General features: G+C 31.6%; 23 protein-coding genes. 1 reads left to right on the top strand and 22 read right to left on the bottom strand.

Annotated elements, in window-relative coordinates; genetic code table 11:
- Positions 1–5 precede the first annotated feature (5 nt).
- The 8 genes from JG554_RS06330 to lepA all read right to left on the bottom strand — a co-directional run bounded on the left by JG554_RS06330 (position 6) and on the right by lepA (position 9,649).
- The gene (locus tag JG554_RS06330; RefSeq protein WP_070039387.1) at positions 6–758 is read right to left on the bottom strand and encodes a 16S rRNA (uracil(1498)-N(3))-methyltransferase; all 753 of its coding nucleotides are present in this window, start codon (positions 756–758) and stop codon (positions 6–8) included.
- A 3-nt stretch (positions 759–761) separates the two neighbouring features.
- Entirely contained in the window at positions 762–1,700 is a 939-nt protein-coding gene (prmA, locus tag JG554_RS06325) for a 50S ribosomal protein L11 methyltransferase (protein WP_070039389.1), read from the bottom strand.
- A gap of 3 nt (positions 1,701–1,703) precedes the next feature.
- Positions 1,704–2,834, bottom strand: coding sequence for a molecular chaperone DnaJ (gene dnaJ, locus JG554_RS06320; RefSeq protein ID WP_046208138.1), 1,131 nt, complete (start codon positions 2,832–2,834; stop codon positions 1,704–1,706).
- A 137-nt stretch (positions 2,835–2,971) separates the two neighbouring features.
- Entirely contained in the window at positions 2,972–4,816 is a 1,845-nt protein-coding gene (dnaK, locus tag JG554_RS06315) for a molecular chaperone DnaK (RefSeq protein WP_046208137.1), read from the bottom strand.
- A gap of 51 nt (positions 4,817–4,867) precedes the next feature.
- Positions 4,868–5,494 carry a nucleotide exchange factor GrpE gene (gene grpE, locus JG554_RS06310; RefSeq protein WP_064208889.1) on the bottom strand — a complete coding sequence of 209 codons (627 nt, stop codon included), beginning with the start codon at positions 5,492–5,494 and terminating at the stop codon, positions 4,868–4,870.
- Between the two features lie 26 nt (positions 5,495–5,520).
- On the bottom strand, positions 5,521–6,501 hold the full coding sequence (hrcA, locus tag JG554_RS06305; protein ID WP_046208135.1) for a heat-inducible transcriptional repressor HrcA: 981 nt from the start codon (positions 6,499–6,501) through the stop codon (positions 5,521–5,523).
- A 99-nt stretch (positions 6,502–6,600) separates the two neighbouring features.
- Positions 6,601–7,725, bottom strand: coding sequence for a radical SAM family heme chaperone HemW (hemW, locus tag JG554_RS06300; protein WP_070039392.1), 1,125 nt, complete (start codon positions 7,723–7,725; stop codon positions 6,601–6,603).
- Positions 7,726–7,825: 100 nt separating this feature from the next.
- The gene (gene lepA / locus JG554_RS06295) at positions 7,826–9,649 is read right to left on the bottom strand and encodes a translation elongation factor 4 (protein ID WP_070039393.1); all 1,824 of its coding nucleotides are present in this window, start codon (positions 9,647–9,649) and stop codon (positions 7,826–7,828) included.
- A 319-nt stretch (positions 9,650–9,968) separates the two neighbouring features.
- Between lepA and rpsT the strand changes: the two genes are divergently transcribed.
- Entirely contained in the window at positions 9,969–10,220 is a 252-nt protein-coding gene (gene rpsT / locus JG554_RS06290) for a 30S ribosomal protein S20 (protein WP_046208132.1), read from the top strand.
- Between the two features lie 225 nt (positions 10,221–10,445).
- On the opposite strand, the gene holA is transcribed toward rpsT, so the two are convergent.
- The 14 genes from holA to JG554_RS06220 form a co-directional block, all read right to left on the bottom strand.
- On the bottom strand, positions 10,446–11,420 hold the full coding sequence (holA, locus tag JG554_RS06285) for a DNA polymerase III subunit delta (RefSeq protein ID WP_203265393.1): 975 nt from the start codon (positions 11,418–11,420) through the stop codon (positions 10,446–10,448).
- 76 nt (positions 11,421–11,496) lie between these two features.
- Positions 11,497–13,269, bottom strand: a complete 1,773-nt coding sequence (locus JG554_RS06280) for a DNA internalization-related competence protein ComEC/Rec2 (RefSeq protein ID WP_238394791.1) — start codon at positions 13,267–13,269, stop codon at positions 11,497–11,499.
- Positions 13,270–13,713: 444 nt separating this feature from the next.
- The gene (locus JG554_RS06275; protein WP_046208130.1) at positions 13,714–14,175 is read right to left on the bottom strand and encodes a ComE operon protein 2; all 462 of its coding nucleotides are present in this window, start codon (positions 14,173–14,175) and stop codon (positions 13,714–13,716) included.
- A gap of 79 nt (positions 14,176–14,254) precedes the next feature.
- The gene (locus tag JG554_RS06270; RefSeq protein ID WP_238394790.1) at positions 14,255–14,959 is read right to left on the bottom strand and encodes a helix-hairpin-helix domain-containing protein; all 705 of its coding nucleotides are present in this window, start codon (positions 14,957–14,959) and stop codon (positions 14,255–14,257) included.
- 48 nt (positions 14,960–15,007) lie between these two features.
- The gene (locus JG554_RS06265; protein WP_046208129.1) at positions 15,008–15,727 is read right to left on the bottom strand and encodes a class I SAM-dependent DNA methyltransferase; all 720 of its coding nucleotides are present in this window, start codon (positions 15,725–15,727) and stop codon (positions 15,008–15,010) included.
- Positions 15,728–15,729: 2 nt separating this feature from the next.
- The gene (gene rsfS, locus JG554_RS06260) at positions 15,730–16,083 is read right to left on the bottom strand and encodes a ribosome silencing factor (protein ID WP_046208128.1); all 354 of its coding nucleotides are present in this window, start codon (positions 16,081–16,083) and stop codon (positions 15,730–15,732) included.
- Positions 16,084–16,668: a bis(5'-nucleosyl)-tetraphosphatase (symmetrical) YqeK gene (gene yqeK, locus JG554_RS06255; RefSeq protein WP_046208127.1), complete on the bottom strand. Its 585-nt coding sequence runs from the start codon at positions 16,666–16,668 to the stop codon at positions 16,084–16,086.
- On the bottom strand, positions 16,658–17,230 hold the full coding sequence (gene nadD / locus JG554_RS06250) for a nicotinate (nicotinamide) nucleotide adenylyltransferase (RefSeq protein WP_046208126.1): 573 nt from the start codon (positions 17,228–17,230) through the stop codon (positions 16,658–16,660). Before nadD ends, yqeK begins: the two co-directional genes overlap by 11 nt.
- A complete protein-coding gene (gene yhbY, locus JG554_RS06245; protein WP_046208125.1) occupies positions 17,230–17,520 on the bottom strand; it encodes a ribosome assembly RNA-binding protein YhbY in 291 nt (96 codons plus the stop codon). Before yhbY ends, nadD begins: the two co-directional genes overlap by 1 nt.
- A 12-nt stretch (positions 17,521–17,532) precedes the next feature.
- Positions 17,533–18,330, bottom strand: a complete 798-nt coding sequence (gene aroE / locus JG554_RS06240; protein WP_070039395.1) for a shikimate dehydrogenase — start codon at positions 18,328–18,330, stop codon at positions 17,533–17,535.
- Between the two features lie 12 nt (positions 18,331–18,342).
- Positions 18,343–19,440 (bottom strand): ribosome biogenesis GTPase YqeH, encoded by a 1,098-nt coding sequence (gene yqeH / locus JG554_RS06235; protein ID WP_406992545.1) that lies wholly within the window; start codon positions 19,438–19,440, stop codon positions 18,343–18,345.
- 9 nt (positions 19,441–19,449) lie between these two features.
- Positions 19,450–19,977: a YqeG family HAD IIIA-type phosphatase gene (locus JG554_RS06230; protein ID WP_046208122.1), complete on the bottom strand. Its 528-nt coding sequence runs from the start codon at positions 19,975–19,977 to the stop codon at positions 19,450–19,452.
- A gap of 18 nt (positions 19,978–19,995) precedes the next feature.
- On the bottom strand, positions 19,996–20,682 hold the full coding sequence (locus tag JG554_RS06225; RefSeq protein ID WP_070039397.1) for a 5'-methylthioadenosine/adenosylhomocysteine nucleosidase: 687 nt from the start codon (positions 20,680–20,682) through the stop codon (positions 19,996–19,998).
- A gap of 290 nt (positions 20,683–20,972) precedes the next feature.
- A complete protein-coding gene (locus JG554_RS06220) occupies positions 20,973–22,205 on the bottom strand; it encodes an NRAMP family divalent metal transporter (RefSeq protein WP_064208884.1) in 1,233 nt (410 codons plus the stop codon).
- Positions 22,206–22,207: the final 2 nt, after the last annotated feature.

Below are 22,207 nucleotides of genomic sequence, written 5' to 3'. Positions count from 1 at the left end.
AAATATCACCCCAATAAATCTTTTTGAAAGCTTACAGCACTTAATGTGTATAAAGGTGCAGTTTCAGCTCTTAATATCCTAGGACCTAGACCGACTTGATATGCTGAACTTCCAAATAACTTAATTTCTGATTCAGACAAACCACCTTCTGGTCCAAAAATGATTAACACACGATCACCAGGTTCAAATTTTTGAACAACTGCTTTAAAAGTACTTTTTTCCCCACACTTAGCAGATTCTTCATAAGCAATCAATACATAATCATATTCATCAATAATATCATAGATTTCCTTTAAATTCGACTTATACTCTATCTCTGGAATAATTAGCCTATAACTTTGTTCAGCAGCTTCTTTTATAATCTTTTGCCAACGTTCTAATTTTTTAGTTACTTTATTTTCATTAAGTTTTACAACTGACCTTTGCATACCAACAGCAATAAATTGGCTTGCGCCTAACTCTGTTGATTTTTGTATCATCCATTCATACTTATCTGCTTTAATTAAACCACTGCAAATTGTTACATGTTGTGGTAACTCTGTATTGATATCCATTTTTTCTATTAATACAATTTCGATTTGATCCATAGTTATATTTTCAATTTTACATTTATAGACTTTTTGATCTGAAAAAGTAATAATAATTTGATCGTCATTTTGATATCGCATTACATTTGTAATGTGATGTATATCACTTTGATCAGTAATAAAAAAACGCTGATTTACATCAGCGTTTTGGTCAATAAAATATCTCTGCATTGCTTAATCGCTCACTTTCTGTCCAACGATACATACCCAACCGTTTTCATGATTAATAGAAATGATTTTAAACCCAACACGCTTCATCTGTGCTAAAATTGTTTCATGCTTTTCTGTTATAATACCAGAAGTTATAAAATAACCATCTTTATTTAAAGTATTATAAGCATCTTCAATCATTTCTTCAATAATATGAGCTAAAATATTCGCAATAACGACATCAAATTTTTCAGTTTCTTCTGTTAGTAAATTACCTGGCACAGCTTCAATTGCTTTAACACAATTATTTTTTTCGAAGTTTTCCTTCGCAACTTTAATAGCCATTTCATCTACATCAATCGCTTTTATGCGTTCTACTCCTAATAAATATGATGCAATGCTAAGTATACCTGAACCTGTACCAACATCAATCACTGAATCATCTGGCTTTACAAAGTGTTCAATCGCTTTCAAACACATGCTAGTGGTTGGGTGGTCTCCTGTACCAAAAGCCATTCCCGGATCCAATTCAATACACATTTCTGCTTCGTCTTCTTTTTGATAGGTTTCCCAACTTGGAACAATCGTAAATTTTTCAGAAGCTCTAAAAGGATGAAAATAATTTTTCCATTCATTTTCCCAGTCATGTTCTTGAATCGTTTGTTGTTGATATTCAAATATGTTTGCATCCAAAGATTCAATGCTTTTAATTTCATGAATCAGATCTTTTTTAAAGTCTTGAGTATATTTCATTTCATTAAAATAAGCTTTAACCCTTACGCCGTTAACTGGGTAATCATCAGGGTTTAACTCATAAATTTCACCAAACTTATCAGCAAAACCATTTTGAAGATCTAATGAATCTTCGATAACAACCCCGTTTGACCCGAATTCTTCTAAAATATTAGAAATAATAGGTATCGTATCATGATTTGCAGTGATTGATATTTCAGTCCAGTTCATTTTTTATTCTCCTTTAAAGAATCTTTTTGCTTTGTCCTTAAAATTTGATGGTTGTTCAGTTAATGATTCACCATCAATATCAGCAAATTCTCTTAACAATTCTTTTTGACGTTCATTTATCTTAGTAGGTGTAACAACTTTTACATTGATAAACAAGTCACCATAACCATATCCATGAACATTTTTGACGCCTTTTTCTTTAAGACGGAATTGTTTACCTGATTGTGTTCCGCCAGGAATTGTTAACATTACATGACCTTTTAAGGTTGGAACCTTGACTTCATCACCAAGCGTTGCTTGCGCAATACTAATATCTTGTGAAAAGTAAATATCGTCGCCGTCTCTTTCAAAAGTTTCAGATGGTTTAACTCTAAATACAACGTATAAATCACCTTGTGGTCCACCGTTTTCTCCTGGTGCACCTTCACCTGCTAATCTTATTTGTTGTTCATTATCTACACCTTCAGGTACTGTCACATTAATTTTAACTGTTTTATTTTCAGTACCTTTACCATGACATGTTGGACAAGGTTCTTCAAATTCTTGACCAGAACCACTACATACTGGACAAACTTTTTCAGTTCTAACTCTACCTAAAATCGTATTTTGTTCTACTGCAACATGTCCTGAACCATTACAGTAATGACACGTTTTTTTCTTAGTACCCGGTTTAGCACCTTCGCCATCACAGGTATGACAAGTTACATCTTTGCGAATTGAAATTTCTTTGTTTGTACCGAATACGGCTTCTTCAAAGGTAACAGTCATTGTATATTGTAGGTCATCACCTTTTCTAGGTGCATTTGGGTCTCTTTGACGTCCACCACCAAAGAATGAACTGAATATATCTTCGAAGCCACCACCGAAACCGCTAAAGTCTTGACCACCAAATCCTTGGCCGCCAAAACCACCTTGTGGTCCATCATGACCAAATTGATCATAATTTGCACGTTTGTTTTCATCACTCAATGTTTCATATGCTTCTGAGATTTCTTTAAATTTTTCGTCTGCGCCTTCTTCTTTATTGATGTCAGGATGATATTTTTTTGATAATTTACGGTAAGCCTTTTTTATTTCATCTTTAGAAGCGTCTTTACTGACACCTAAGATATCATAATAATCTCTTTTGGCCACTTTTATCTCTCCTTTTACGATGGATTAAATTACTTATTAAAAAGGAAAAAGTCAAAGCCAATGTTCAATTGACTTTGACTTAATTTGGCTAAGCAATTGTGTCATATTTTGCTTTTAATAGCAATTAATAACTAAACTTATTTTTTATCGTCTTTGTTATCGTCTTCGTTCACTTCTGTGAAATCAGCATCTTCAACATTGCTATCATCTGAACCATTTGCTTGTTCACCTTGTGCTTGTTGTTGTGCTTGAGCAGCTTGTTCGTAAACTTTAGCAGATAAGTCTTGAACTACTTTTTCTAATTCTTCTTTTTTAGCTTTAATATCATCAATATCTTCGCCTTCAAGCGCAGATTTTAAAGCTTCTTTTTTCTCTTCTGCATTATTTTTATCATCTTCACTGATGTTTTCACCTAAATCAGTAATTGTTTTTTCAACTTGGAATACTAAGCTATCTGCTTCGTTTCTTAAATCACTTTCTTCACGACGTTGTTTATCTGCTTCAGCATTTTCCTCAGCATCTTTAACCATACGATCGATTTCTTCGTCAGAAAGTGAAGAGCTTGATTGAATAGTGATATTTTGCTCTTTATTAGTACCTAAATCTTTTGCAGTAACATTAACGATACCATTTTTATCGATATCAAAAGTTACTTCGATTTGTGGTACGCCACGTGGAGCTGGTGGAATATCAGTCAATTGGAATCTGCCAAGTGTTTTGTTGTCAGAAGCCATTGGGCGTTCACCTTGTAATACGTGAATATCAACTGCTGGTTGATTATCTGCTGCTGTTGAATACACTTGTGATTTAGATGTCGGAATAGTAGTATTTCTTTCAATCAATGTATTCATACGTCCACCCATAATCTCAATACCTAATGATAGAGGTGTTACGTCTAATAATACTACATCCTTAACGTCACCAGTGATAACGCCACCTTGGATAGCAGCACCCATTGCTACTACTTCGTCTGGGTTAACACCTTTGTGAGGATCTTTACCCACTTCTTTTTTCACAGCTTCTTGAACAGCAGGGATTCTTGTTGAACCACCAACTAAAATAACTTCATCGATATCAGAACTACTAATACCAGCATCTTTCATAGCTTGACGCGTTGGTTCCATTGTTCTTCTGATTAATGAATCAGCTAATTCTTCAAATTTTGAACGTGTTAAACTTAATTCTAAGTGCAATGGACCATTTTCACCTGCAGAAATAAATGGTAATGAGATTTGTGTTTGAGAAACACCTGATAAATCTTTTTTAGCTTTTTCAGCTGCATCTTTTAGACGTTGTAATGCCATTTTGTCTTGTGATAAATCTACGCCATTTTCTTTTTTAAATTCTGCTACTAAATAATCGATAATAACTTGGTCAAAGTCATCTCCACCTAGTTTATTATCACCTGCAGTAGAAAGTACTTCAAATACACCGTCACCTAATTCAAGAATAGATACGTCGAATGTACCGCCACCTAAGTCAAATACTAGGACTTTTTGGTCTTGTTCAGTTTTATCTAAACCATAAGCTAATGCTGCTGCTGTTGGTTCGTTAATGATACGTTCAACTTCTAAGCCAGCTATTTTACCAGCATCTTTTGTAGCTTGACGTTCACTGTCATTAAAGTATGCAGGAACAGTGATAACTGCTTTTTCTACTTTTTCACCTAAATAATCTTCTGCTGTACTTTTAAGGTTTTGTAATACCATCGCAGATATTTCTTGTGGTGTATATGATTTACCTTCTACATCTACTTTATGTTCAGTACCCATATGACGTTTGATAGATTGAATCGTATTAGGGTTAGTAATTGCTTGACGCTTAGCAACTTCACCTACTTGAGTTTCACCATTTTTAAATGCAACAACAGATGGTGTTGTTCTAGCACCTTCTGGATTTTGAACAACTTTTGGTTCGTCACCTTCTAAAATTGCTACACATGAATTTGTTGTACCTAAGTCAATACCTATTACTTTACTCATAACTAAATTCCTCCTGTTTGTTTTGAAAATTTGGTATTTTCATCAATATAACTATTGATTTACTTTAACCATTGAAGGTCTTAAAACACGTTCCTTCAATTTATAACCAGTTTGTAGTTCTTGAGTGACCTGACCTGATTCATAATCAGGATTGTCGTCTTGTACTACAGCTTGATGTATATTTGGATCAAACTGTTGACCTTCAGCCTCAATTTTTTCTAAACCGTTATTTTTCAATGCGTTCAATAAGCTTTCATAAACCATTTCCACACCTTTTTGTAATGATTTAAATTGCTCATCTTCGCCTTCGATTTGTAAAGCTCGTTCTATATTGTCTATAGTCGGTAAAATGTCATTTAAAACATCCTGAGCTTTATATGCTTTCATCGTTTGATTTTCTTTTTGGATTCTACGCTTATAATTTTCAAATTCTGCGTATAATCTTAAATATTTTTCTTCTTCTTCTTGAACATTATTTTTTAATTGTTGAATTTCTTCATCTTTAGGATCGATATCTGCCTCAGTATCTTCAGAATTTTCTTCTTGCAGATTATCTTGTGATTCATTATTCATTTCATCAGCATCTTCAACTGAAGTAGTTTGGTCGTTCTGTGATTCTTGATTAATATCTTCAGTTTTTTCGTTTTCATCGAATACTGATTCATTTTTTTCTGTCATTTTCTGCCCTCCAATACAATTCTTAATTACCAAATCGTATTTAGTAATTGTATTACATTCTGATAGTTCATTGCCGTTGGTCCGATAACCGCAATTTGGCCTTTAAGTCTATCATCAATATGATATTCTGTAGTGACGATAGAAATATCGCTCAAGCTTGATTCGATTTCCTGTCCAATCTTAACATTAATTGATGAATTTGACATTTCATCAAGTAGCTGAGTAATTTTGTTTGATTCAATATACTGCAAGATAGGTTGAATAGAAGAAACATTTGATTCATTAAGTGCATCAATTAGTTTAACCTTTCCACCCATGTAAATGCCATTACTTTGATTATCAAAATGAACATCTATCGTATCTAACATTTCTTTTATAAAGTCTTTTTCAAAATCCGACTTCGCAAAAGCATTAAGTTCATTTTCTAAGCGTTGTTGATTTAATGCATTGTATCTTGCAGTCACAAAGTTAGCTATTTTAGTCAATTCATCACTCGATAAACGTGCTTTGGATACTAAATGTAAATGCTCAACATGGCCAGAAGTAAAAACAACAACCATGATTACTAAATATGCATTCGCTCGAATCAAGTGAATGTTATTAATAATATCTTTTTTGTGATTTGGACGCATTACCAACGTTGTATACTGAGAAGCGATTGAAAGTTCATTTGCGAACTCACTCAAAGCTGAGGAGATATCATAATGATTTTCAACCAGTAAGTCTCTTAAACGTTGTATTTTTTTGTGTTGTTGATGAGATGTTTGTTGCAATAATTGATTCACATAATATCTGATGCCTGACTCTGACGGCGAACGTCCTGATGAAGTATGTGTCTTCTCTATTAACTGTAGTTCTTCTAGTTGTTTCATTTCATTTCTAATAGTAGCAGGACTAACATTTAAATTATGTCTTTCAATCAGTGTTTTGGAACCAATCGGTTGACCTAAATCAACATAATCTTCAACAATTGCATTTAAAATGCTCAATTGTCTATCACTAATCATGTTTTCACCTCATTAGCACTCTTTTGTTTCAAGTGCTAATTATAATTTATCAAATTGGTCAAAGTAAGTCAATGTTAAAGCCCTAGTTTTTGAAAAAAATTAAACATTTAGTAAAAACGACTCAAATACTAGATTTCCAATTACTTTACCTCTCTCTGTTAAAGAAATATATCCGCCAGTATCATTAATTAATTCTCGTTGCTTTAAATCTTTGATTGTGTCGTTATAAACATCATCAATTGTTTTATTAAATTTTTGTTCGAACCGTTTTCTACTAACGCCTTGATTCATTCTTAAACCTAGAAACATTTCCTCTTCCATTTGTTCACTTTCTGTTGGATAAACTGAGTCAAGAACGGGCCTTTCCTTATTTTGTATCTTATTTATATAATGATTCACAGGGTTTACATTATTATATCGCTCGCCATTTACATAACCACTTGCCCCTGCGCCAAATCCATAATAGCCTTCGTTTTTCCAATATACTTTATTATGCTCTGATTCATGTCCTTTTTTACCAAAATTTGAAATCTCATATTGGTGTAATTCAGTCTCGTGCATTCGCTTTAATAAATATTCGTACATTTCTTCACCAACATCTTCGTTTGGAATTTTCAATTGACCTTTACGGTACATATTATAGAATTGAGTTTTTGGCTCTAAAATCAATCCATAACTTGAAATATGATCAATATCCATCGCTAACGCTTTTTCTAAACTTTCTTGAAAATCTTCTAGGCTTTGCTGGGGTAGATGATACATTAAATCTAAACTTATAGAAGGTATACCAACTTTCCTTGCATTGTTCACTGCTCTATAAATGTCCTCTGTCTTATGAGAACGTCCTAATATCGCTAGTAATTCGGGTTTGAATGTTTGAACGCCCATCGATAATCTATTTACACCATAATCTCTTAAAAGTTGTACTTTGGCTAAAGTTAGTTCGTCCGGATTGGCTTCAAAACTAAATTCACCTTTAATTTCAAAAATATCGGTAATTGCAGTTAATAGTTTTTCCAGTTGCTCATATGATAACGCGGTAGGTGTCCCACCACCCACAAAAACGGTTTCTAAAGATCTAACTTCGCTCTGTTTCATTTCGTTAATTAAGCAATCTAAATATTGATCCACTGGTTGATTTTGTATAAAGTATTTATTGAAATCGCAATAAGTACAAATTTTGACACAGAAAGGGATATGGATATAAGCACTTTTCACTTCCATTTTTGAAATGACCTTCTTTCGTTAAATAAAATAGATTCATATAACAAAAACTGGGCCATAAATCGAATGGATTTAAGGCCCCAATGTTTAAAAAATCATATTAATCTTCGTCCATCTTAAGCACTGCAAGGAAAGCATCTTGTGGTATTTCAACATTCCCCACTGCTTTCATTTTTGCCTTACCAGCTTTTTGCTTTTCTAATAATTTTCTTTTACGACTAATATCGCCACCATAACACTTAGATAAAACGTTTTTACCCATTGATTTTATATTTGTACGAGCAACTATTTTTTGTCCAACTGCTGCTTGTACCGGTACTTCGAACTGTTGTCTAGGTATTAGCGTTTTAAGCTTTTCAACTAACGCTTTCCCTCTTTCATATGCGAAGTCTTTATGAACTATAAAACTAAGTGCATCTACTTTCTCTCCATTTAGTAATATATCCATTTTAACTAAGTCGCTTTCTTTATTATCAATAAATTCATAGTCAAAAGAAGCATAACCTTTTGTATTTGATTTTAGCTGATCAAAGAAATCAAACACTACTTCAGATAAAGGCAGTTCATAGATAATATTGACGCGTATATCATCTAAATACTCCATATTAATAAATTGGCCACGCTTACGTTGACACAATTCCATAACTGCACCCACATAATCGTTTGGTACCATCATTGTCGCTCTTACAAAAGGTTCATAAATCGTATCAATTTGATCTCTTTCAGGCATATGCGCTGGATTATCGACTGAGATTTCATCACCATTTTTAAGAATACATTCATAAATTACAGATGGGGCTGTAGCGATTAATTCTATTCCAAATTCACGTTCAATACGTTCTTGGATAATTTCCATGTGCAACATGCCTAAAAACCCTGTTCTGTATCCAAAACCTAATGCTTGAGAAGACTCAGGTTCAAATTCTAATGAAGCATCATTCAACTGTAACTTCTCTAATGCTTCACGTAAATCGTTATAGTCTTTATTGTCTATAGGGAATAAACCGCAGAAAACCATTGGGTTCATTTTCTTATATCCTTTTAACGGCTCAGCTGCTGGACGGTGTAGATGGGTAATTGTATCCCCGACACGTGAATCATCTACATTTTTGATATTAGCAATGACATAACCAACATCTCCAACAGTTAGCTCGCTAACTGGTAATTGCTTTGGTGTATTGATGCCTACTTCTGTAACTTCAAAAGATTTTCCTGTAGCCATCATTTTTATTTCATCACCCGTTTTCAAAGTACCTTCAACAATTCTAATTGATGAAATAACACCTCTATAGGGATCATATTCTGAATCGAAAATCAATGCTTTTAATGGTTCGTCTGGATCTCCTTGTGGTGGTGGCACGACTTCTACAATTTTTTCTAATATATCATCAATACCAATATTTGATTTTGCACTAGCTAATACAACATCATCTTTATCTAGTCCTATGACATCTTCTACTTCTTGCTTTACACGTTCAGGTTCCGCTGCTGGTAAATCTATTTTATTCACAACTGGTAATAACTCTAAATCGTTGTCTAATGCCAAATAAACATTGGCTAATGTTTGGGCCTCTATGCCTTGTGCAGCATCTACTACTAATATAGCGCCTTCACATGCAGCTAATGATCTTGAAACTTCATATGTAAAATCTACGTGTCCAGGTGTATCAATTAAATGAAACGTATAAGTCTCACCATCTTTTGCATCATATTTTAAACGTACCGCATTTAATTTTATTGTTATACCACGTTCTCTCTCTAAATCCATGGAATCCAATAACTGTGATTGCATTTCACGTGATTCAACAGATTTAGTATTTTCCAAAATTCTATCTGCTAATGTAGATTTTCCATGATCAATATGTGCAATAATAGAAAAGTTTCTTATATTTTCACGCTTGTTTAAACGATTTTCTTTATCCATGTATTATCAGTCTCACTTTCATAATTCTAGCCCGTAATATGTATGACATTCTTTGATATAATAACGTTTTTATCTACTAATTGCAAACTTGATAAAATTAATAGTAAAATTTCAATTTATGTTTATCTTTCGTCGCTTATGTTACTATTTTTACTAATATCTTTTCTTGTTATAATTATTATTGTATCATTTATCGCGAGTTTACGCGCCTTATTATAAATAAATGATTGCAGAAACTTGGTTGTTTTGATAAAATATTTCTTGTTGTAATCAAATTAATTTTTGATAGCGAAGATCACACTTTTAGGAGGTGACAGACATGCCAAACATTAAATCTGCAATTAAACGTGTTAATACTACTCGTGTAACTGAGGAACGTAATATTTCACAAAAAAATGCAATGCGTACAGCTGTGAAAAGAGCTCATACAGCAATTGACACTAACGCTGACAACAAAGCTGAATTAATTAGCTTTGCATTGAAAAAAGTAGATAAAGCTGCGCAACGCAACTTAATACATTCTAACAAAGCTGCTAGAATTAAATCTTCTTTAATGACAGCTGCTAAATAAACTAAAGTTCAAGCCTACGCTTGAACTTTTTTTATTTCAATATTTCATGCGACCTGCTACATAAGATTAGCCCAGAAATGATTTATAATAAGAGAAATCATTTCTGGGCTTTTTTACAACTTTAATATTTATTAGTTTTAGCATCATAACTATCAACATGCTTTAAAATTCATCTACAGAAATCTATCCAGTGAAATGACTAGACGAAAACAAAAAGCTTCACATTTATAAGGACAAAATAAACAATTCGAGGATAAGGTGTTTATCCATATAAGATGACTTTAATTTATAATCTGTTTCTGCGCAATTATCAATAATATTTAATAAACTTTCTAATTCATAATGCCTTGCTTGGTTTAAAGCTAACTTCACCCTATAGGGATGAACGTTGATTGTTTTAGCAATTTGTTGGCCACTATATCCTTTTTGTCCCAATATTTTACTTTGATAAAAAAGTCGATAATTACTTGTAATCAGTGCTAATAATTTTATAGGCTCCTCTTTCATTGCTATTAAGTCTTTAACTAGTTGAATGGCTTTTGATTTTTTATTTTTTTGTATATATTCAGTGAGCAAAAAAACATTTTGTTCTAGACTTCTATTTACAATTTGATGAACATCATCTTTATTAATAGTCGTTCTATCACCCAAAAATAAAATGAGTTTTTCTATCTCTTGCTTAACAACATTAAAATTAACTCCTGTTAATTCAATAACTAAATCAAGCGCATCTTGCTTAATATCTTTATAATTCTCATGCAGTTGACTTTTTATCCAATGTTTTATTTCTTCTTCTGACATTTGTTCTATCTTTTTAATTTGCGCATGTTTTTTCAATGATTTAACAACTTTTTTTCTCTCATCTAATTTAGAATGATTAACTTCAAACAATATTAAAGTGTCACCATCATATTTTTCTATAAATTCTATCATTTGATCAATGTTATGATTTAATTCTTTAGGCGGTTTCTCACCAGTAAAAACATATGCATTTTGTACTAGAACAGCTTTTTTATTAGAGAAAAATGGCATGGTAAGCGTTTCTTCAATAATTGGAGCTAAATCATTTTCATATAAGTTATATTTAACGAAGTTGAATTCATCTTTTGGTGCATCTAAATATTGTTCAATAACTTCAGAAGCTTTTTTTTCAATTAATTCAGGTACTTCACCATATATCGTTATTATATTGCTACTCATTCTCGGCACCCTTTCAATTCTATTACACATTTTGTAATTATAACACGCCTAATAGTTTCTCACTAACTAAAAAATTTCAATGGTATTGAGATTTTATTTCTATTTGATCTTTAAATAAAATGTTCACTTCTCCATTTACATTTGTTTGAAAAACTTTAATATTATTATATCTTAATCTATCAATAATTTGACGATTAGGAAGACCATATTTATTTTTTTCTCCTACCGAAATTAGAGCTATTTTTGGTCTAATTGATTGCAATAAACTGTTACTTGTACTCGTACGACTACCATGATGACCAATTTTTAAAATATTAACATTGGATAAATGATATTTATGTATCAATTTCTCTTCGTTATGATTTGTAGCATCACCCATCAGTAATATTTTATAACTATTGTACTGTATCAATATTATAATTGATTGTTCATTTAAATTATTAGAGTTAGGAATAGTAGCATCTAACAGATTAAGTTTCGCTTTATTCATAAAAAATTGTGATTTATTTTTAAAATCTATTAACTTTATGCCTTTTTTTATACATTTCACTTTTAAAAGATTTAATTCTTTCATTTTAAAACTATTAGCATTGATAATGATACTTTTAATTTTGAGTTGTTTAATTAAATAACTTAGTTCACCCATATGATCTAGATGAGGATGAGTAATTATAACGTAATCAAGTTCTTTTACATTATGTCGTTTTAAAGTTGGTAAGATATGATATCTAGAAATATTATGATTCGCAACTTTTTGTTTCGAATTAAAGTTACCACCCGTGTCGATTAATAGTGATTCGTGGTATTGAGTTTCAAATAAAAGTGAGTCCCCTTGCCCTACATCCAACATAGTAAGTTGATATGCATGCACTTGAGGTAGCATTGTAGAGACAATATACAAAGTAATTAAAGTAATTGACATTAGTTTATAGCATTTATGAACGAATAGAACTAAGGTCAAAAATGCAACGATAGTTATTATAGCTATTTGAAGATTATTTAATGTAGGAATATACCATTTGAAAAAGTTGAGTTTATCAAAAAGTTCAACCATTTTATCATGAAAAATAATTAATAAGTTATATAAATTGGTTATAATAATAGGTTTGAATGGTAAATGTATTATAAAAGTAAGAAAAATAACAAAAGGAAATAGTATGAAAGAATAAAATGGAACAAAAAAGATATTAGATATCAAGCCAATCCATTGAATCTGGTGAAAATGGATACAACTTAAAATAAATGAACTTAATTGTGCTATCCATGTGATAGCGCATAAAGATTTAAAGATACCTAAATTCTTTAGTAACGGGCTGGCAAAAAGGATTGAAAAAGTAATTAAAAACGAAAGTTGAAATCCGATATGATAAATTAACGAGGGGGTTAAAATTGTTAAGCAAATAAATAAAAAAGCTAAAACGTTCATTGAATGCTTTATAATGTATTTTGGAAAAATGATTATTATCAAACTCATTAATATTGCCCTGACAGCACTTGCCGACATGTTTGTATACATGCAATAGATAGGTAATAATATGATTAATATTATTTTAATTAAAAACAATGGGCATTTTAATCTGTTAAGTATATAGCATATAATTGTAATAATAATAGCAATATGTGTCCCGCTAATAGCCAGAAGATGCGCTATGCCAATTTCTTTTATTCTATCTAATTCATCTTTATTCATAAGTGATGTATCACCTGTTATAAATGCGATCGTTTTTTCAGGTGAAATTATTTTCCATTGTTGCATTCTTTCGTAAATCAATGCTTTATGTTTATTTAAAATATCAGTAAAGTTATTATTGTTAGTTTTACAACTTGAAAGATGAATATTTTGAATCATAAAAATAAGATTAGAATTTGGTTCGTTTTTTATAGTATTAAACTTCCCATTGACTTTACAGGTTTTTTGTAATAAAAAAGCAGAAACTTTTTTAAATCTATATTTTTTGATGTTTGTAAATTATAAACGTAAGTATAATGTTTTTTATTTATTTCAATCTTACCTTTAAGTTTATGATGCTCCAAAATTGGTTTTGTAATTAACTTTGCTTCTCCTTGAAATGCTTTGTTCAAAAGTAAAGCATGGTTATTTTTTCTAATTTTAAATCATTTTGAAACATCATATAACTACTTAAAGATATGATGGCAACCATTATAAAATGAATTACATTAAATCTTTTTCTTTTCATTATAATAAATAGGCCCAATATTAAAATAAGAGATAAAACTTTATTAAAAAGTAATAAGTTACCAGCTAAATAAGCTAAAGCATAATAAATCAATTTTATTTATTTATTAAATATTGTGCTACATGTTCTTGATTAAATGGAATTTTTTTATACACAATACCTGATTGTTTTAACAATTCTAAAGCATAATGATGATTATGGTAATCTTCAGCATAATAAATTGTTTTAATACCTGCTTGAATAATAGACTTGGTGCAATTTAAACAAGGGAAGTGAGTAACATAAATCGTTGCGTCCTCTGTTGACACCCCTTGTTTTGCGCATTGTAATAAAGCATTCATTTCTGCGTGAATCGTACGAATACAATGACCATCTTCTAATAGACATCCTTCATCAATACAATGTACTTCGCCAGACACAGAACCATTATACCCTCCTGCTATAATTCTATTATCCTTTACAATCGTTGCCCCTACAGATAGTCTTTGACATGTAGAACGCAATGCTAATAAGTGACTTTGCGCCATAAAGTATTCTTCCCATTTAATACGATCCATGATACTTAGCCTCCAATTTATGTATTCTTTAATATGTTTATTATAGATTATATCGCTTTTAGAAAAATACAACAAAATTTTACATTGTTAAATGTGAACTTAATTTTTCTATCGTTTTAGCACCGAAACCATTAATTTCTTTTAACTCATCAATAGATTTAAAATTTCCATTCTGCTCACGATACTCAATGATAGATTTGGCTTTAACCTTTCCTATCCCTGGTATCGTTGTGAGTTCGCTTTCTGTTGCAGTATTTATATTTACTTTTGCTACATCAGCATCCTTATTTTCTGATAAATTTGTAACAGTTTTATTTTTATTCAATGGATTATTAGTTTGTTGCCCTTTTTCTGGAACATATATCATTTTTTGATCGATTAATCGTTCGGATAAGTTAATGTTCGTTAAATCAGCACGTTCTGTAGCAATAGCTTTGTCCAACAACTGTTTAATTCTATCATTACTGCTCATTTTATAAACATTAGGATGTTTTACTGCACCTTTAATATCAACATAAACAAATGAATCTTTACTATCATTATTGCTTTTTGCAGTAGTTTTTTTAGATGACCGTTCACTTTTCACATGTGGTAATGATTGATTATGGTCAGATGTTTCAATTAGTGCAGATTCATCATTTTGCTTGATTTGATCAACACCACGATTCATCAAAAATGATAGTGTTAGCACTGCAATCACTATTATAATTAGCATAACACAGGCCTTTATTTTTAAATTACATCGACTGAATCTTTCTTTGAATAATTCCCATAATGGTAACAAAAAATCACTCCTTTATACTTTACACGCATAAAGGAGTGATTTTACTTTTTATTTTTTTACAACGAAGAACAAGCGCTCTCCTTTTTGATTATGGTTATTGATTTCAAAATCAACGAATGTTGTTATATTTTTAAAACCACATGATTCTAACATTTTAGTGTAAACATCTTTTGAATAAGTCTTTTGATAATGTGACTCATCAAATCTCTTATAATGCTTATCATCTTGTTTTATAAAAAACGTCATATCATGCCATACACTTAATGGTTCTTCCCCGCGAACAGCTTCCCAAGCTAAAAATACATTTTCAGTTTCATCAATATAACTTTGATTATTGAATAAAGTATTCATTTTATGTTCTGTATGCACATCAAACATAAATATACCTTCATTCGGCTCTAAATGATGATATACTTGCTGAAAAGTGGACAACACATCTTCATATTCTGTTAAATAATTTAAAGAATCACAAAAAATAGTTATTACATCAAATTGTTGGTTTAGGTCGAAATCAGTCATATCGCCTTCAATCCAATTTACTTCACTAGATTTTTGCATCGCTATCGAAAGCATATCAACACTTAAATCCATACCAGTTATACAATCAAAATCATTTAATTTCGAGGTGAAACTGCCTGTTCCACAACCTATATCCAAGATGGTTGATTTATTTTTAGCATAAAATTCTACAATATCAAGCCATGATTCGTAAGGCTGATCTAAAGTTAATTGATCATAGTAATAGCTCATTTCTTCATATTGAACCATTATTAATAAACTGCCTGTCCATAAGATTCTAAAGGTGCATCACGATATAATTTCTCCAAGTTATAATAATCACGTTCATCTTTATGGAATACGTGTACGACTACATTGGCCAAGTCAATTAAAATCCATCTTGCTTCATTAAAACCTTCCATTCGTTTCACTTCAATTTCCGCTTCGTTAGCAGCATCTTTTACTGCGCGTGCGATGGATTGTACTTGTCTTTCATTATTGCCGTGGCATACGATAAAATAATCGGTCATATCGCTAATACCTTGCATATTTAAAGAAATTATATCTTCCGCTTTTTTATTCTCAGTTGCATTGACAGCTAAATTTAATAATTGATCTGATTTCATTTAATCATCCTTTACTCTTTCGTTACTATAATTGTAATAATTCAAGCAGGCAATCGTGGCATCATAAACGGTAATATCTTGCGTGATTAAATATAAAACAGTTCGCTTAGATATTTCATAAATGGTTTTATCTAAGCTACCTTGATTGTATGCTAAATCTCGAATTTCTTCAACGCCTGGGGTTTGACGACCAGGTTCAATATAATCTGCAATAAAAACTAATTTTTCTGTTTTAGTCATTTGAGCACGACCAGTAGTATGATTTTTAATGGCAAGCAAAACTTCTTCGTCGTTCACAGCGAATTTTTGTTCCATTATAACTGCACAGACTGGGCCGTGTAAGATTTCTGATCCATAGCTCAACAAGTTACTATCTAAATCATTTTGTCTAACAATCTGATACATAGATCCTAAATCATCATATTTACTATAGTCATGTAAGATACCTGCAAGTTCTGCTTTATCTTTATCCCCATCATATAATTCAGCTAATTTAACAGCCGTTTCTGCTACTCTTAGTGAATGATTAAATCTTTTCTCCGGTAATTTATCTTTTACTAACGAGACTGCTTCATCAAATTTCATATAATCCTTCCTCTCTGATATATTTTTCTACACTTTGAGGAACAAGCGTATGAATATTTCCCTGTTGTTTCACTCTATCCCTAATCAGCGTTGAACTTATATCTATGCGTGGAATATTAATTGCAATCATATTATTTGAAACTTCTTGCTTTGCTTTTCCACGATTCACAATTACAAAGGTTACCATCGATTTCAATTTATCAATCTCATACCATTTTTCCAATTGTATATATTGGTCGGTCCCTATAACAAAATATAGTTGTGCATTAGGATGCTTTTCTAAAATGTGTTTAATTGTGAGATATGTGTAACTTTGTCCCTTGCGTTCTACTTCATCTAAATAAACAAAGCCAAACCCTAGTTCGTTAATTGCACACCGAATCATATCGATTCTATATGCTGCATCTAAGTAATCATCATGCGCTTTGAGCGGCGACATATAACTTGGAATAAAATAAAACAAATCTGGTTTAATAACATGATTCACTTCACTAGCAACAACCATGTGAGCCGTATGAATCGGGTTAAACTGCCCACCATATAAGACTATCGTTTTAGACATTATGGTAATTGAATTTGTTTATTATCATGTGATTCTTTATACAAGACAATCATAGACCCGATTACTTGAACAATTTCACTATGAGTTGCATCGCTTAAAGTTTGTGCTAAGTCATTTTTATCTTCAAAGTTGTTTTGTAATACATGTATTTTAATTAATTCTCTATTTTCTAAAATATCTTTTAATTGTTCTATCATATTTTCACCAACACCTGCTTTTCCGATTTGGAAAGTTGGATCAATATTATGTGCTTTACTTCTCAAAAATCTTTTCTGTTTACCTGTTAACATAAAATGCTCCTTTTATAAATAATCTAATACTGTGCGTTTCATAACTTCCACGTCTGGTTCTGTACCTGTCCAAATCTTAAAACTTTCTGCACCTTGATAAACAAACATATCCAAACCATTATAAATTGGGTTACCTTGGGCTTCAGCTTGTTCTAAGATGGGTGTTTTAAAGGGTACATACACAATATCACTTACTAAAGTTTCCGGATCCAAATTTTTCAAACTAATTGGTATTTCTTGATTTGTATTCATCCCTGCTGGTGTCGTATTTATAATAATGTCGAATTCAGATAAAGCTAATTCAGCATCTGATAAGCGAATTTTATTTACATTCAAATGCCATTGATCAAACCTGTCTAAAGATCTGTTGGCTATAGTAAGTTTCGGTTGTACATATTTGGTTAATTCATTCGCAATACCTTTACTAGCACCGCCTGCACCTAATATTAAAATATAAGCCTGTTTTAAATCTGGGTACACGCGTTGTAATCCTTTAACGTAGCCGATGCCGTCTGTATTATAACCAGTCCATTTGCCGTCTTCTATTTTAACTGTATTCACGGCACCTACAGTTTCAGATTGTTCGTCAATTTCATCTAAAAAAGGTATAATGCGTTCCTTATGAGGAATTGTTACATTGAAACCTGAGAGTGCTTTATCTGAAATAATTTCTCTTATTTGGTTGAATTTATCTTCAGGAATATTAATCGCTTCATATGTTGCATTGCAATTTAAAGTTTCAAAATTGGCATTATGCATCACTGGAGATAAAGAATGATCGATAGGGTGGCCTATTACTGCATATTTCATACTCTTCACACCTTACATAATTGAATTTCTTAAAATAACATCAACATTTTTTGGCACGCGTACAATTACTTTTGCACCTACATCAATTGTGATAAAACCTAATCCCGAAATCATCACATCACGTTTTTCCTTACCTGTTTCTAATCTTACGGCTTTAACATTACTCAAATCAAAATTTTCAGGGTTATGCGGTGGTGCTAATACAGATCCTAATTGATTTCGCCATAATTCATTAGCCTTTTCTGTTTTTGTTCGATGAATATTTAAATCATTAGAAAAGTAACAGACTAATGGTCTTTTACCACCACTTATATAGTCTATACGTGCGAGTCCACCGAAAAATAATGTTTGTCCTTCGTTAAGTTGGTACACACGTTGTTTAATTTCTTTTTTTGGCATAATTGTTTTAAGTTCATGTTCAGATACTAAATGTGTCATTTGGTGCGCTTGAATAATTCCTGGTGTATCATACATAAATGTTGTTTCATCAAGTGGAATATCAATCATGTCCAATGTTGTGCCAGGAAATCTTGAAGTAGTAACAACATCTTTTTCTCCTACACTGCGTTCTATTAATTTGTTAATTAGGGTTGATTTACCTACATTTGTAGTTCCTACTATATATACATCCTCATCATTTCTAATATTGTTAATAGAAGTTAATAGATTTTCAATACCTTCATTTTTGTCAGCAGAAATAAGTACTACGTCTTCGGCATCAAGTCCATATTTTTTGGCTGATTTCTTCAACCACTCTTTTACACGACGTTTATTTATTTGTTTTGGCAGTAGATCTATTTTATTAGCTACGAGAATAATTTTTTTGTTGCCAACAATACGTTTGATTGCATTAATAAATGATCCTTCAAAATCAAAAACATCTACAACATTTACTATTATTCCTTTTTTATCTGCTAGACCGTTAAGTAAATTTAAAAAGTCATCACTATCTAAACCTACATCTTGTACCTCGTTGTAATTCTTTAATCTAAAACATCTTTTACATACAACATCTTCACGAAATAAATTATGTTCCGGAACATAACCAGGTGCATCAGAATCTTCAGATTGTAATGGTGCACCACACCCTATACATTTCAATACATCCACTTCACTCAATCAATTTTCCTCCCATTTTATATATCCTTTTTTTCTAAAATGTTGTAATAATCTGCGTTCAATAAGGCGATTAAATTTAGTAATAAAACCATCCGTTTGTTTAACAGGTACTACCATAATAGTAAATAAACCGCGTCTATTCCCACCAAATACATCCGTTAACATTTGATCACCAATCACTACAATCTCTGATGGATTTAAATTCATAGAATGCATTGCACGATCAAACGCACGTCCTCTAGGTTTTTTAGCTTTAAAAATATAATCTACTTTTAATGATTTTGAAAAACTACCGACTCTTTTTTCATTATTGTTAGACACAATTGTAATTGTAATCCCTTTTTGTCTTGCTTCTTCAAACCATGTTTTAACCGCTTCAGTAGGATCGGCTACATCCCATCCTACTAGTGTATTGTCTAAATCAGTAACGATACCTTTTACGCCAGATTCTGCAAGCTTATCTATATCAATTTGAAAAATTGACTGTACATATTCATTTGGCATAAAGTATTTCTTTATTATACCCATTATTTCTATTCACCTTTTTTATATTTTTTTTATTAAATTTTCTACCATTGTACTAGAAGACTTTGCTGCTTTTGTTAAAAATTCATCAAATGTGATACCTGCGTCGCCATCAGCTAAATCTGAAATTGCGCGCGTGATAATAAATGGTAAATTAAATTGATAGCAAGTCTGAGCAATTGCAGTTGCTTCCATTTCTGCAGCCATCGCTTGAGGGAAATTTGTTTTAATTTTCATTCGTTGATCTTTTGTTCCAATAAAACTATCGCCGCTTACAATCAAGCCTGTCTTTGCAGTTAACTGTTGATTAGTAATTACTTGTGTCGCTTTATCAATCAATGATTTATCTGCTACGAATTGCGCTGGCATTTGTGGAATTTGTCCTAATTGATAACCAAATGCTCTAGCATCAGCATCATGATAAGCAACCATATCACTTACCACGATATCTCCTACGCTTAATGATTTATCCAATGCTCCTGCAGAACCAGTATTTATAATTAAATCAGGTTTGAACTTTTCAATTAATAATGCTGTTGAAATTGCAACATTCACTTTACCAATACCACTTTGAGTTAATACGATTGCTTTATCATTTATATACCCTTTATAAAAATATACATGTGCAATATTAATCTCTTCAAAGTCAACAAGTTTATCTTTTAAGATTGCTACTTCTTCTTCCATAGCTCCTATAATACCGATCATCGTTTTTCACCTCAATTTAAAATCCTAACCTTAGTTATTCTACCACATTTAAACCAATAGCTCGACGATTGAACGATATTTATATCAATTTATTATTTCATTCTTTTCCATAAGAAACATAAGAATAATTTCTCTGCTTTCAATTGAATTAATCTGTAAATTTCTTGCTTAATATATCAAACTATTCGAGGCTATTTAGTGAAAAAATCATCATAAAAAATACCATTCCCTAAGTCCTTGTTTTGCATTAAGAACTAGAGAATGGTTTATTTGTCACTATAATTGTTTTGTTAACTACCCATTAATTCTGTCAATCCTTGTAGTGAATAAACACCTGTAACAACTGTAACGATCACAGCAATTGCTCCAAAGACTAACATCCATGTTGGATGATGATAATCTCCGACGATTGATTTTCGTTTACTAGCAATTAGTATTGTCGTTAATATAATTGGTAAGATAAGTCCATTTAAAGCACCTGCAACGATTAATAATGTAACTGGTTTTCCTAAAAATAGAAAAACAAAAGTTGAAATGACTATAAATGAAATTACAATAATGTTTGTTTTATTATAGATAGATTTATGCAATGTTTTTAAGAAAGTTGCACTTGTGTATGCTGAACCAATAACTGAAGACATTGCTGCAGCAAATAAAACGACACCAAAAATATTTCGACCGACTGGTCCTAATACATGTTCAAATACAGAAGCTGGTGGGTTAGTATCATTTAAAGTTACACCTGTAACGACCACACCGAGTACCGCTAAGAATAATAAGGCTCTAAGTACACCCGTTGTTAATATTCCTGAAATTGCCGCCTTATTGACAAATGGCAAATAGTGTTTACCTTTGATACCTGAATCTAATATTCTATGTGCACCAGCAAAAGTGATATAACCACCAACTGTTCCTCCTACTAATGTGATAATCGGTAAGACAAGCGCTAATGGTTGCTCTGGCATCACGAGATGTTTAGCTGCGTCTGCATATGGTGGGTTTGCCTTAAACATTACAAATGCAACAACTACAATCATTAAAACGCCTAAAAACATCGTGACAACATCCATAATTTTTTGACCACTTTTACTTACAAAAATAAGTATTGATAATACAGCTGTAATAGCTGCACCAATCTTTACATCTAAGCCAAAAATTGCATTTAATCCTAATCCAGCACCTGCAATATTACCGATATTAAATGCAAGTCCTCCTATTGCAATTAATATCGATATAAAAGTACCCAATCCTTTAAAGATTTCATTAGCTACTTCTTGTCCACGTTTACCTGTAACTACCAACACTCTCCAAATATTAATTTGCGCCCCTATATCAATCAATATTGATAATAAAATTGCAAAAGCAAAACTTGAAGTAAACTGAGCAGTAAATACTGCTGTCTGAGTTAGAAACGCGGGTCCAATTGCAGATGTAGCCATTAAGAATACAGAACCTAATAATAATCTTTTATGATTTTTTGTAAATTCAAAATCCTTTGATTCTGTTTTTAATTTTTCTCCCATGT

Origin of the sequence: Staphylococcus sp. 11-B-312 (assembly GCF_016743055.1) — a bacterium.
GTDB lineage: Bacteria > Bacillota > Bacilli > Staphylococcales > Staphylococcaceae > Staphylococcus > Staphylococcus ureilyticus.
Note: the sequence above shows the minus strand (reverse complement) of the source record. Positions and strands in the feature narration are given on the sequence as shown.